The organism is Streptomyces sp. NPDC005811 (assembly GCF_040630405.1).
In the GTDB taxonomy this organism is placed as follows: Bacteria; Actinomycetota; Actinomycetes; order Streptomycetales; family Streptomycetaceae; genus Streptomyces.
The window spans coordinates 162,259-175,001 of sequence record NZ_JBEXXK010000013.1 but is presented as its reverse complement, the minus strand read 5'-3'; the positions used below and the strand labels follow the sequence as shown (position 1 = coordinate 175,001).

Sequence of the window (12,743 nt, the reverse complement as noted above, 5' to 3'; positions counted from 1 at the left end):
GACCGTTGCGCACACGTCTGCTGCCACTGCTCATCGTCCTGCTGGCGGCCGTCCTGCTCGCCCTCGGCGTGCCGCTGGCCGCCAGCGTGGCCGGGGCGCAGCAGCAGCGGGTGGTCGTCGACCGGATCGACGACACCGCGCGCTTCGCCGCGCTCGCCCAGAACGTCACCGTGCCGTCGGGCACGGACGCGAGCGCGTCCGCGTCGATGGACGAGCGGCTGCTGACGCTCGCGCGCGAACTCGACAGCTACTACGAGGTCTACGACATCCGTGCCGCCGTCTTCTCCACCACCGGTGCCCCGTTGGCCCGCGCGCCCGAGGGGTTCTCCATCCCCTCCATGGGCGAGGTGAAGGAGGCCTACTCGGAGGCCCTGCTCAGCCGCCGCAGCCATGACCCCCAGCAGGTGTGGCCCTGGCAGCGCAGCAGCCTCGTCGTGGCGTCGCCGGTCATCCGGGACGGTGACGTGGTCGCGGTCGTCGTCACCGACTCGCCCACCGGGCCGATGCGGTCGCGGATCCTGCACGGCTGGCTGATCATCGGCGCGGGCGAGGTGGCCGCGATGCTGCTGGCCATCGGCGCCGCGCTCCGGCTGACCGGATGGGTCCTCAAGCCTGTGCGGGTGCTGGACATCACCACGCACTCGATCGCCAGCGGCCGGCTGAAGTCCCGGGTGGCGGTGGCCAGCGGACCGCCGGAACTCAGGCGGCTGGCCCGGTCGTTCAACGAGATGGCCGACAACGTCGAGGACGTGCTGGAGCAGCAGCGCGCCTTCGTCGCCGACGCCTCGCACCAGTTGCGCAATCCGCTCGCGGCGCTGCTGCTGCGGATCGAACTGCTCGCCTACGAACTCCCGGAGGGCAACGAGGAGATCGCCTCCGTCCAGAGCGAGGGCAAACGCCTGGCCCAGGTCCTGGACGACCTGCTCGACCTCGCCCTGGCCGAGCACACCGAGGCCGATCTCCGGGTCACCGACATCGGCGCGCTGACCGCCGAACGGGTCGCGGCCTGGGCGCCCACGGCCGAGGCCAAGGGGGTCCGGCTGGTCGGCGACTGCCCGGCGACCACGGCCTGGGCCGACCCCGTCACCCTGTCCAGCGCGCTGGACGCGGTGATCGACAACGCGGTGAAGTTCACCCCGGGGGGCGAGCGCGTCGAGGTGCGGGTCGCGGCCGACGGCGAGACCTCCACCGTCGTCGTCACCGACCACGGCCCCGGCCTCACCGACGAGGAGCTCACCCGCGTGGGCGACCGCTTCTGGCGCAGCGGACGCCACCAGAACATCAAGGGCTCGGGCCTCGGTCTGTCCATCACCCGCACCCTGCTCGCGGCGGGCGGCGGCTCGCTCTCGTACGACCGTCACGAGCCGACCGGGCTGAAGGTGACGGTGTCGGTGCCGAGGGCGCGGCCCACGGCTTGACCGCGGCCTACGGCTTGACCGAGCGGTAGTAGCGCCGTGCGCCTTCGTGCAGGGGGAGCGGGTTGGTGTCGATCGCGGTGCGCAGGTCGACCAACTGCGCGGAGTGGACGCGTGAACCGATGTCGTCCCGGCTCTTGATGACGATCCGGGTCATCCACTCGGTGAGCCGCGGATCCATGTCCGTACGGGTGATCAGCACGTTGGACACGGCGATCGTCGGGACCGTCTCGCCGTTCTGGACGCTCCGGTACACCGACTCGGACATGTTCGTCGCCCGGTAGTAGCTCGTGGAGCTGTCCTGGCCGTGCATCTTGGCGACGAGGGCGGCGTCGATCGGCACGAACCGGAAGGCGAAGGTCTTCGCCAGGTCCGTCAGACCGCCCGTGGGAATGCCGCCGGACCAGAAGAACGCGTCGATCTCCTTCTGCTTCAGGGCCTGCGGGCCGTTGTTGATGCCCTTGTCCACGGCCTTGACGTCCTTGTCCGGGTCCAGGCCCGCCGCCTGGAGCACCCGGTTGGCGATCAGACGCACACCCGAGCCGGACAGGCCCGTGGCCACCGTCCTGCCCTTCAGATCGGCGACGGAACGGACGTCGGAGTCACGCGGCACCACCAGTTGGACGTAGTCGTCGTAGAGCCGGGCCACCCCGCGCAGCCGGGCCGCCGACCCCGGGTGCCGCGACTCGTACAGCTGTACGGCGTCGGCCGCCGCGATGGTGAAGTCGGCCCCGCCCGTCGCCACCCGCTCGACGTTGTCCTGCGAGCCGTTGCTGGACTTCAGGATCACGGTCAGACCCGGCATGTCCTTGGCGAGCGCGTCGCGCAACTGGGTGCCGTACGACTGGTAGACGCCACGGGACGTGCCCGTGCTGAAGGTGATCGTCCCGGTCGGCGGATCCTCGCCCAGGGGCAGCAGCCACCACAGCAGCAGCCCGAGCACGACGACGCCGACCGCCGCCCCCTGCCGGGCCTGCCGTCCGCCGATACGGGAGAAAACCTTGGACATACGCCCGATCCTGCCAGCCGGTGCGTGGGGCTGGCCAGGGCGGGGCTCACAGGGACGGGCGTTCCGCGGCCGCTGTCAGTGGGGCTCGTTACAGTCGGGGGCATGAGCACTTCCTCGCCCGCGGACCTGGTCCGTGACTTCCACCGCGCTTTCGGGCTCGACGCGCGCAGCACGCCCACGGAGGTGCCGCCGGGCCTCGCCGCGCACCGCGGTGAGCTGCTCGCCGAGGAGGCGGCGGAGGTCGCCGAGGTGTCGGTGAGCGGCCCGCTGGACCGGCTGGCGCATGAACTGGCCGACGTCGTCTACGTCGCGTACGGCACCGCTCTGGTGCACGGGATCGACCTCGACGCGGTGATCGCCGAGATCCACCGCTCGAACATGACCAAGCTCGGGCCCGACGGGCAGGTCGCCCGCCGGGCCGACGGCAAGGTACTCAAGGGGCAGCACTACGAGGCCCCGGACGTCTCGGCGGTGCTGCGCCGCCAGGGCTGGATACCCGGCGGCGCGCCGACCGGCGTCTAGGGGGAGCTGCCCGCCAGCTTCCACTCCCGGTGGAGTGCGCCCAGGGGGATGTCCTTGCCGAACACCGGTGTGCCGAAGATGGTCAGCTGGAGCCGGAGGGTGCCGGTGAGGTCGACCCCGCCGTAGAGCGCCCAGGTGCCGTCGGCGTCGAACACCTCGTCGGTGCCGGTGACCGTGGCGGTGCCCTCGCCGCGGACGTACGGCGCGAGGTCGGCGACGACGCCGACACTGCCGTAGAGGCCGACGCCGGCCTCGGCGCCCAGGGCCGCCTTGACGCCTCCCGCGGTGGTGACGGAGGTGCGGACGGGGGTGCTGGTCATGGCGGAGGAGCTGACCGGCGTCCAGCCCCGGTCGAGCCCGAAGGTCCCGCCGGCCTTGAAGTCGCCCTGGAGGTTCTGTTCCACGTCCACGGTGATCTTTCCGTCGCCGCTGATCTCGACGTAACAGGTCAGATCGAGGTTGACCACGACGGGGACGGGACCGACCTGGAGGACGGGGTCGGCGTGCAGGGTGGCGAAGGGGATCCGGGTGGGGGTGGCGGAGGCGCCGGCCCGGCCCTTGAGGGACCAGCCCGAGGTCCAGTCCCCGGACACGCCCAGATACGCCGAGGCGGGTGCGGTGTCGGTGCCCTCGCCGCCGTACCGGAAGTCCACCTGCGGGGCGACCTGGACGAAGCCCTCGACGGAGGCGTCCGCGGAGGCGGATCCCCGCGCCCCCGTGGGCAGTTCGGCGCGGACGTCGAGCCGCAGGCTGCCGAGCGGGACCGTCGCGCCCTCCGGCCCGACATGGACGTCACCCGCTCCCGACCAGGAGACGTCGACGTCGGGCAGCAGCTTGTCGACGTCGAAGGAGGCCGGGTCGACGGGCACGCTGCCCTTGGCGGTGTCGTCCCCGAGCAGGGCGTTGAGCCGGGCCGGTTCGGTCTGCACCTCCGTGCCCCGACCGGTCTCGCCGATCACCTTCGTGACCTTGGCGAGGAGCCCCTGCGGGGCGCCGGGGGCGGGAGCGCTGGCGATCACGTCGCCGACGGCGGTGCGCTCTCGCGGGGCCGCCGAGGCGCTCGGGGAGGCGGGGTCCGAGGGGGAGGAACCGGGCGAGGGCGGGGAACTCGCCCGGACGGGACCGTCGTTCGAGGAGATGACGGCCCGTCGGGTCCTGCTGTCGTACGAGGCGACACTGAGCTCGGTCCGGTGGGCCTTGCCGTCGGACCTGGCCGGACGGGCCGAGGCGGTCGCCGTACCGGCCGGAGCGGCCGCCACCGCCAGCGAGCGGCCGGCGGCGGAGTCGGGGGCGTCGGACGCCCGGACGGCCGTCGCGGAGGGCGAGGCGGCCTGGGGCGGGGCGGAGGAGCAGCCCGCGGCGAGGAGGAGGGCGGATGCGGCTAAGGTGGGCATGAGGGCACGGGTGTGCCTCAGGCGTCTGCGCAAGGTCAGTCCTGGGGATGGGGGGTGAGAGGGGGGACCGGCCGGGCACGGTGGAACACCCGGTGCCTACTTGCCGGTAACAAGCCATGAGCTTGCCATGACCCTCCCGCCGCCGGTCCGGGATTCGGTCACCGCGGGATGTGACGTGTGCCACGGAATGTGGCAGGGACCGCGCTCGGGAAGAACGCGGCCCCGCCTCGGCGCAGTGCCTCGGTGCCGTGCCTCAGTCGCCCACCGGCGTCTGCGGCCGCGCCACGGATTCGGTCCGCTGTTCCGGCAGGTCCGCACGGGGCGTCCGGCGGTTCGTCCACCAGCGGGCGAGCGGTTCCGTGTAGCGCGCGGTGAGCGGGCCGAGGACCACCAGCAGCAGCACGTACGCCGTCGCCAGCGGGCCGAGGGACGGCTCGATCCCGGCGGTGACCGCGAGACCCGCGATGACGATCGAGAACTCGCCGCGGGCGACCAGCGCGCCACCCGTCCGCCAGCGGCCCTTGACCGAGATGCCCGCACGCCGGGCCGCCCAGTAGCCGGTGGCGATCTTCGTCGCTGCGGTGACGACGGCCAGCGCCAGCGCGGGCAGGATGACCGGCGGGATGCTCGCCGGGTCGGTGTGCAGCCCGAAGAAGACGAAGAAGATCGCCGCGAACAGGTCCCGCAGCGGGCTCAGCAGCGTGTGCGCGCCCTCCGCCGCCTCCCCGGACAGCGCGATGCCCACGAGGAACGCGCCCACCGCCGCCGACACCTGCAACTGCTGTGCCACACCGGCGACCAGGATCGTCAGGCCCAGCACCACGAGCAGCAGCTTCTCGGGGTCGTCGCTGGAGACGAACCGGGAGATGACCCGGCCGTAGCGCACCGCCGCGAACAGCACGAGCCCCGCGACGCCCAGCGCGACGGCCAGGGTGAGGCTGCCCGCAGCCAGTCCCACCCCGGCCACCAGCGCCGTGACGATGGGCAGATAGACCGCCATCGCCAGGTCTTCGAGGACCAGCACGCTGAGGATGACCGGCGTCTCGCGGTTGCCGACCCGGCCCAGGTCGTTCAGCACCTTCGCGATCACCCCGGACGACGAGATCCAGGTGACGCCCGCGAGCACCACCGCCGCCACCGGGCCCCAGCCCAGCAGCAGCGCCATGGCCGCGCCCGGCAGCGCGTTGAGGGCGCAGTCGACCAGACCCGACGGGTAGTGCGACTTCAGGTTGGAGACCAGATCGCTCGCCGTGTACTCGAGGCCCAGCATCAGCAGCAGCAGGATGACGCCGATCTCGGCGCCGGTGGCGACGAACTCCTCGCTCGCGCCCAGCGGCAGCAGCCCGCCCTCGCCGAAGGCCAGCCCGGCCAGCAGGTACAGCGGTATCGGCGAGAACGAGAAACGGGCGGCGAACCGGCCGAGCAGCCCGAGCGCCAGGATGATGGAACCGAACTCGATCAGCAGAACTGCGGAGTGCACTCGATCACTCCCGCCCGAGGATCGCCGCGGCCGCGTCCACGCCCTCGCGGGTGCCGATCACGATGAGCGTGTCGCCGCCCGCCAGCCGGAAGTCCGGCGCCGGGGACGGGATGGCCTCGGCGCGCCGCAGCACCGCCACGATCGACGCGCCCGTCTCGGTGCGCATCCGGGTGTCGCCGAGCAGCCGGCCGTTCCAGCGGGAGGCCCCCGCGATCTCGATGCGCTCGGCGACCAGGCCCAGGTCGCTGGTGTACAGCAGGCTCGGGCTGTGGTGGGACGGCATCAGCGCATCGATCAGCGAAGCGGCCTCCGCGCCGGTCAGGCGCAGCGACTGGGCGCAGGAGTCCGGGTCGTCGGCCCGGTACACGCCGACGGTGCGGGAGCCGTCACGGTGGGCCACCACGGACAGATGGCGCTGCTCTCGTGTCACCAGGTCGTACTGGACGCCGATGCCTGGCAGCGGTGTCGTGCGGAGGCGTGGAGCAGACACGTTTCTTCCCCTTGCTGGTCGGTCACGGATGGCCACGGGCCGATCGCCGGTCCGGGTCATGCTGCCATCCGGCCGTACCGTGGCGACATGGGTGTTGTCACGGATGGACAGGGGTGGTGGAGCCCGGAGAGGCTGGTCAGGGCTGTGCCGTGGGTGCGTGGCGGGAAGGGAGGGACCAGAAGCGTGTCGTTGTTCGTGCGGATCTTCACGCTCAACGCCGTCGGGCTGACCGTGGCCGCCGCGCTGCTTCTGGGCCCGGTCACCGTCTCCACGCCGGTGCTGCCGGGCGAGGCGCTCGTCGTCCTCGGCGGGCTGGCCGTGCTCCTGGCCGTCAACGTCCTGGTGCTGCGGGTGGGCCTGGCCCCGCTCGGGCGGCTGGGCCGGGCGATGGCCGGTGCCGACCTGCTGCGGCCGGGCGCCCGTGCCGTGGTCTCCGGGCCGGTCGAGACGGCGGAGCTGATCACCACGTACAACGCGATGCTCGACCGGCTGGAGGCCGAGCGCGCCGCCAGCGCGGGCCGGGCGCTGTCCGCCCAGGAGGGCGAACGCCATCGCATCGCACGCGAACTCCACGACGAGGTCGGCCAGACCCTGACCGCCGTCCTCCTCCAGCTCAAGCGGGTCGCCGACCGCGCGCCGGAGGACCTGCGCGAGGAACTGGGGCAGGCCCAGGAGGCCACCCGGGCCGGGCTGGAGGAGATCCGGCACATCGCGCGCCGGCTGCGCCCCGGTGTCCTCGACGAACTCGGCCTGCTCAGCGCGTTGCGCTCGCTCGCGGCCGAGTTCACCACCCATGGGCTGACGGTGCGCCATGACGTGCAGGCAGGGCTGCCGCCGCTGACGGAGGAGACGGAACTCGTGCTCTACCGGGTCGCCCAGGAAGCCCTCACCAACACCGCGCGGCACGCAGGCGCCGACCGTGCCGAACTCCGGCTGCGCCCGCTCGGCGACGGCGTCGAACTCCTCGTCCGGGACAACGGCAGAGGCCTCCGTGCGGCGGCCGTGGAAGGCGCCGGCATCACGGGCATGCGGGAACGGGCCCTGCTGATAGGGGCGTCGCTGGCCGTGGTGTCGCCGAGCGGTGGGGGGAGTGCCGGTGCCGGGGCGGGCGGTTCGGAGAAACGTTCTTCCGGTGCGGGGCGGCCCGGGGACGGCGGCGCGGGCACGGACGTATGGCTGAGGGTGTCGGCGAAGCCCGCCGCGGCGGCGGGGCCTGTCACTGCGGTGGGGCCCCTCACTGCGGTGGGGCCTGTCACGGCGGACGGGCCCGTGACGGCGGCGGGGCCCGTGACGGCGGAGGGCCCTGTCACGGCTGCGGGGCCTGTCACCCCGGACGGGCCTGTGACGGCGGACGGGCCCCCCGCCGCGGATGGGCCTGTGACGGCGGAGGGCCCTGTCACGGCTGCGGGGCCTGTCACCCCGGACGGGCCTGTGACGGCGGACGGGCCCCTCACCGCGGACGGGCCTGTCATGGCGGACGGGTCCGTCACCGGTGGTGCCGAGGGCAGCCCGCCGTCCGCAGGCCCGTCCGCAGGCCCGTTCGGAGCGGACCGATGAGCCCGGGCGGACCGATGAGGCCGGGCGGGCCGATGAGCCCGGGCGGACCGATGAGGCCGGGCGGGCCGATGAGCCCGGGCGGGCCGGTGGGCCCGAGCGGCCCGGTGAGCCCGAGCGGCCCGGTGCGGCCGGTCGTACCACCGGTACCACCCGTACCACCCGTCGCCGCATCGGCCGCGCCGTCGGCCCCGTCCCCGCCCGGCCCCCGGCCGATCCGTGTGCTCCTCGCCGACGATCACACCCTCGTCCGCCGCGGCGTCCGGCTCATTCTCGACGGGGAGCCCGATCTGGAGGTCGTGGCCGAGGCCGGGGACGGGGCCGAGGCGGTCGAGCGGGCCCGGGCCGGGGACATCGACCTGGCCGTCCTCGACGTGGCGATGCCCCGGATGACCGGGCTCCAGGCGGCGCGTGAGCTGTCCCGCCGGATGCCCTCCCTGCGCATCCTCGTCCTGACCATGTACGACAACGAGCAGTACTTCTTCGAGGCCCTCAAGGCGGGCGCGGGCGGGTACGTCCTGAAGTCCGTCGCCGACCGCGACCTGGTCGAGGCCTGCCGGGCCGTCGTGCGCGACGAACCGTTCATCTACCCCGGCGCCGAGCGAGCCCTCGTCCGTTCCTACCTGGAGCGGCTGCACCGCGGGGACGGTGTCGAGGGGCTGCCCGAGCGGCCGATCACCGAGCGCGAGGAGGAGATCCTCAAACTGGTCGCCGAGGGCCACACCTCACGGGAGATCGGCACCCTGCTCCACATCAGCGCCAAGACCGTCGAACGGCACCGCGCCAACCTCCTCCAGAAACTCGGCATGCGCGACCGCCTGGAGCTGACCCGCTACGCCATCCGCGCCGGCCTCATCGACCCCTGAGCCGACGCACGGCCTTCACAGCAGCGTGCTCCAGTCCTCGTCCGGGTCCAGGCCGGCCGCCGGCAGGAACATCAGCTCGGGCTCGCCGTTCGGCGCCTCCGGCGTGCCGTCCGGGCCGGGCAGCGGCTGTTCGGTCCAGATGCACTTGCCGTGCTCCGTGTAACGCGCCCCCCACCGCCCGGACAATGCCGTGATCAGCTGCAGACCCCGGCCGCCCTCGTCGGTCTCCGTGGCCCGGCGGATGCGGGGCATGGCCTGGCTGCCGTCGTAGACCTCGCAGATCAGCTCGGCGCCGTACAGCAGCCGCAGCCGAACCGGACCCCGGGCGTGCCGGACGACATTGCCCACGAGTTCGCTGACCAGCAGCTCAGCGGTGGGGGCGAGCCGGACCAGGTCCCACACGGCGAGCTGCTCCCGTACGTGACGGCGGGCGTGCCCGGCCGCCCGCGGGTCGTCGGGCAGCGACCAGGAGGCCAGCCGCGCGGTGGGCAGCGCGTGCAGACGCGCGACGAGTAACGCCGCGTCGTCGGCGGCCTGCTGCTCGGCCGGCAGCAGCGCGGCCGTCAGCGTGTCGCACAGACGCTCCAGCTCCGCGGCGGTGTCGAACGCGCCCCGCGCGTGGGCCGCGCTCAGCAGCCGGGCCAGCTCCGCCGTCCCCTCGTCGATGTCCCGCTTGGCCGACTCCACCAGACCGTCGGTGTAGAGCACGAGCAGACTGCCCTCGGGCACCTCCAGCTCCACCGTCTCGAACGGCGGCTCGGCCGCGCCCAGCGGCGGGTCGGCGTCCCGCTCCGGGAAGTACACGCTCCCGTCGGGACGCACCAGCGCCGGCGGCGGATGCCCGGCGCGGACCAGGGAACAGCGCCGGGTGGTCGAGTCGTAGAGGGCGTAGAGACAGGTGGCGTACGACCCCTCGCCCATGGCGCCGACGATGTCGTTGAGGTGGCCCATGATCTCGCCGGGCGGAAGTTCCAGGTCGGCGAGGGTGTGGACGGCGGTGCGCAGCCGCCCCATGGTGGCCGCCTCCGGCAGCCCGTGGCCCATGACGTCACCGGCGACGAGCGCGACCCGCCCCCCGGACAACGGGATGATGTCGTACCAGTCGCCGCCCACGTCCGCGCCCTGCCCGGCCGGCAGATAGCGGGCGGCCGCCGTGCACGCGGCCAGCTCGGGCAGCGCCTGGGGGAGCAGACTGCGCTGGAGCTCGCGGGACCGGGTGTACTCGGCGTCGTACAGCCGGGCCCGTTCCAGCGACTGCGCCACGAGGGCGCTGATCGTGGTCAGCAGGGCGCGCTCCTCGGCGGTGAGCAGGCGCTGCCGGTCGAAGGCCACGACACACACCCCGAACGTGTGTCCGGAGGCGGTGAGCGGCAGGAATGCCCACGCCTGCTTGCCCGCGCGCTCCGGCAGCCCGGTCAGCCGGGGGGAGTGCGCGGTCAGCTCCTGCGGCGAGGAGAAGAACAGGGGCGTACCGGAGCGGATCGCGTCCCAGGAGGGATCGCCGGACAGCCGGCGGCGGCCGTCGATGAGTTCCAGGAAGTCCTCCGGGTAGCCGACGGCCCCGACGGAGTGCAGCCGCTCGTCCTCGGTCACCTGGACCAGGACCCCGGCAGCGGCGAACGGCGGCAGCACCCGGCGGGCCACCGCGTCCACCACGTCCTGCGAGGTGGTCGCCTTCGCCAGCTCCGCGGCCAGCTCCGCGATCCGCGCCGACCGCTCGGCCGCGGCCCGCTCGTCCGACTGCCGTGACTCGGCGAGCCGCCGGTTCTCGGTGACGTCGGTGAAGTAGAGGGTGCGTCCGTCGGGTCCCGGCACCAGCCGCAGGTGGTAGCGGCACCCGCAGGAGGGCACCCGCACGTCGAAGCCGGCCGGCTTCTCCTCGGCCGCGGCGGCCAGGCACCGGACCTGCAGTTCGGGCACCTGCCGGGCGGCGGGCAGGTCCCAGAGCAGCCGCCCGAACAGCTCCTCCTCCGAGAAGCCCAGGAACCGCTCCGCCTCCAGGTTGGCGAAGGTGATCCGCCACTCGTCGTCCACCGCGAGGAAGCCGTCGCTCATGTGCCGCAGGGCCCGGCCGAGCGTGTCGCGGGCGCTCCGCGACTCGTCGCTCTCCCAGCCCACCCCGATCATGCGCAGCGCCTCGCCCCGCGCGTCGTACGTGGCCCGGCCGCGCGCGTGCGTCCAGCCGTACGAGCCGTCCGCGCGCCGTACCCGGTACACGGCCTCGTAGACGGACCGGTCGAGGATCGCCCGCTGGGTCGCCGCCAGCGTGGGCGCCAGGTCGTCGGGGTGGACGACACGCATCCAGCTGTCGATCTTCCCGGTGAAGTCGGCCGACCGGGTGCCGTACAGCTCCAGCGCCGCCTCGTCCCAGATCAGCTCGCCGCTGCGGATGTCCCAGTCCCACGAGCCGACCCGGACCTCCTTGAGGGCCTGCCGCAGCCGCTCGCCGTTCCGCCGCGGCCGCACCGGCCCGGACGGGCGCGGCGCCCGGGCCATGCGGTCCTCGGCCCAGGCGACCAGGGACCGCAGGAACTCCCAGTGCTCCGCCGTGGGTTCACCGTGCTCGCCGGCCACCACGGTCAGCGCGCCGACGCTGCGCGTGCCGCTGAACACGGGGAGGGCGGCGAGTCCGGTGCCGGGCCAGACGGGCCCCGGGACCGGCCGGGCGGGCTTCGGCACCCACACGCCCTTGCTCCCCCGGAGCGCACGCGCCGGAGCCGACGGACCGTCCTGGTCGACGATCTCCCAGGACCGGGTCAGAACGGGCGGGAGGCCCGCGGCCGACACCAGCCGCAGGGCCGACATCGGACCCCGCAGATGCATCGCCGCGCCGAGCGCGCCCAGTTCGGCCGTCGCGTGCTGCAACGCAAGCCGGAACACCTCGCTCTCCGTGACACCGGGGGCCACAGCGCTGAGCAGAGCGAGCCGTGCGTTCATGCTGGGAACCTATCGTTCCCGTTCTCGTACGAAACCCCTTTCACACATTCTCACCGGCGGTTTCCTGCCAGTTTCACGGTTCAACGACCTAAAGAACGAGCCAAGTTGATCAAACGCGGTCCAGGGGTGTCACGGTGGTCGCGCGGAAGACACGGAAGTCGCGGCGCGCGGCCCCCGACCGGTGGAAACCTCCCGCGGGCCGCCTAGGCTGGAGTCATGACCGGCAAGACCGGCAGTGGCGACCGGGGCCGGCGGTGACGTCCCGTGCCGTACGTCGCCGTCAGTGCGCTCAGCCACCCCGGGCTGCTCCGTGAACGCAACGAGGACAGCCTCGTCGTGGGGCCGTGGACCCTGTGCGCCACCGTCACCGAGAACCCGCAGACCCTGGTGTTCCCGCTCGGCACCCCCCTCGTCGCCGCCGTCACCGACGGGCTCGGCGGACATCCCGGCGGCGATGTGGCCAGCGCCCTCGTCGCCCGCCGGATCGCCGCCGTCGGCGCGCTCCTGACCGGCGAGGACGCCGTGCGCGACGCGCTGAGCGCCTGCAACCGCGCGGTGTACGAGGCCGCAGGCGACCCGGAGAACGAGCTGGCCGGCATGGGGACCACGGTCGCCGGAGTCGTCGTACGCCCCGGCTCGGCGCTGGTGTTCAACGTGGGCGACAGCCGGGTCTACGCGGCCTCCCCGGACGGACTGCGCCGGGTCAGCGTGGACGACAGCCCGCCGCTCGGGCCCGGCCGGCACATCACCTCCCTCGTCACCCAGTGCCTGGGCGGCTCCCTCACCCACCGCCCCGTGCACCCTCATGTGTCGACCGTGCCCCTGACCCCCGGCGAGCGCTATCTCATCTGCACCGACGGCCTCAGCGATCCCGTGCCGGACGAGGCGCTCGACGAGGTGATGCGGGAGTACGACGACGTCCGCGCCGCCTTCGAACTGTGGAAGTCCGCCATCGCCGCGGGCGGCCCCGACAACATCACGCTCGCGGTCGTCCGCGTCGCCGAGGACGGGGCGGACGGGGCGGACGGGGAGGGCGGTGCGGTCCCGGACGGCTTCGGGGCCTGAACGACCGGCAG

General features: G+C 73.4%; 9 protein-coding genes and 1 pseudogene. 5 read left to right on the top strand and 5 right to left on the bottom strand.

What is annotated here, in order from left to right; genetic code table 11:
- Positions 1 to 5: 5 nt before the first annotated feature.
- Positions 6 to 1,418 carry a HAMP domain-containing sensor histidine kinase gene (locus tag ABZ490_RS16445; RefSeq protein ID WP_358989832.1) on the top strand — a complete coding sequence of 471 codons (1,413 nt, stop codon included), beginning with the start codon at positions 6 to 8 and terminating at the stop codon, positions 1,416 to 1,418.
- A gap of 7 nt (positions 1,419 to 1,425) precedes the next feature.
- Here ABZ490_RS16445 and ABZ490_RS16440 read toward each other — a convergent pair whose 3' ends face one another.
- Entirely contained in the window at positions 1,426 to 2,424 is a 999-nt protein-coding gene (locus tag ABZ490_RS16440; RefSeq protein WP_358989830.1) for a TAXI family TRAP transporter solute-binding subunit, read from the bottom strand.
- Between the two features lie 102 nt (positions 2,425 to 2,526).
- Here ABZ490_RS16440 and ABZ490_RS16435 point away from each other — a divergent pair, with 102 nt between their 5' ends.
- Positions 2,527 to 2,946, top strand: a complete 420-nt coding sequence (locus ABZ490_RS16435) for a MazG nucleotide pyrophosphohydrolase domain-containing protein (RefSeq protein WP_358989829.1) — start codon at positions 2,527 to 2,529, stop codon at positions 2,944 to 2,946.
- On the opposite strand, the gene ABZ490_RS16430 is transcribed toward ABZ490_RS16435, so the two are convergent.
- From ABZ490_RS16430 to ABZ490_RS16420, 3 genes are all read right to left on the bottom strand, one after another.
- Positions 2,943 to 4,340 carry a hypothetical protein gene (locus tag ABZ490_RS16430; RefSeq protein ID WP_358989828.1) on the bottom strand — a complete coding sequence of 466 codons (1,398 nt, stop codon included), beginning with the start codon at positions 4,338 to 4,340 and terminating at the stop codon, positions 2,943 to 2,945. The genes ABZ490_RS16435 and ABZ490_RS16430 overlap by 4 nt on opposite strands.
- A gap of 253 nt (positions 4,341 to 4,593) precedes the next feature.
- Positions 4,594 to 5,820: a cation:proton antiporter gene (locus ABZ490_RS16425; protein ID WP_358989826.1), complete on the bottom strand. Its 1,227-nt coding sequence runs from the start codon at positions 5,818 to 5,820 to the stop codon at positions 4,594 to 4,596.
- A gap of 4 nt (positions 5,821 to 5,824) precedes the next feature.
- The gene (locus tag ABZ490_RS16420; protein ID WP_358989824.1) at positions 5,825 to 6,310 is read right to left on the bottom strand and encodes a TrkA C-terminal domain-containing protein; all 486 of its coding nucleotides are present in this window, start codon (positions 6,308 to 6,310) and stop codon (positions 5,825 to 5,827) included.
- A 183-nt stretch (positions 6,311 to 6,493) separates the two neighbouring features.
- On the opposite strand from ABZ490_RS16420, the pseudogene ABZ490_RS16415 reads away from it, so the two are divergent.
- Positions 6,494 to 7,399 (top strand): annotated as a pseudogene (locus ABZ490_RS16415) (sensor histidine kinase); the annotation flags it as partial.
- A gap of 680 nt (positions 7,400 to 8,079) precedes the next feature.
- On the top strand, positions 8,080 to 8,730 hold the full coding sequence (locus ABZ490_RS16410) for a response regulator transcription factor (protein ID WP_358989909.1): 651 nt from the start codon (positions 8,080 to 8,082) through the stop codon (positions 8,728 to 8,730).
- A gap of 15 nt (positions 8,731 to 8,745) precedes the next feature.
- Here the strand turns inward: ABZ490_RS16410 and ABZ490_RS16405 are convergent, their stop codons facing one another.
- Positions 8,746 to 11,667, bottom strand: a complete 2,922-nt coding sequence (locus ABZ490_RS16405) for a SpoIIE family protein phosphatase (RefSeq protein ID WP_358989822.1) — start codon at positions 11,665 to 11,667, stop codon at positions 8,746 to 8,748.
- A 264-nt stretch (positions 11,668 to 11,931) separates the two neighbouring features.
- Here ABZ490_RS16405 and ABZ490_RS16400 point away from each other — a divergent pair, with 264 nt between their 5' ends.
- Positions 11,932 to 12,732, top strand: coding sequence for a protein phosphatase 2C domain-containing protein (locus ABZ490_RS16400; protein WP_358989820.1), 801 nt, complete (start codon positions 11,932 to 11,934; stop codon positions 12,730 to 12,732).
- The last annotated feature ends 11 nt before the right edge of the window (positions 12,733 to 12,743 follow it).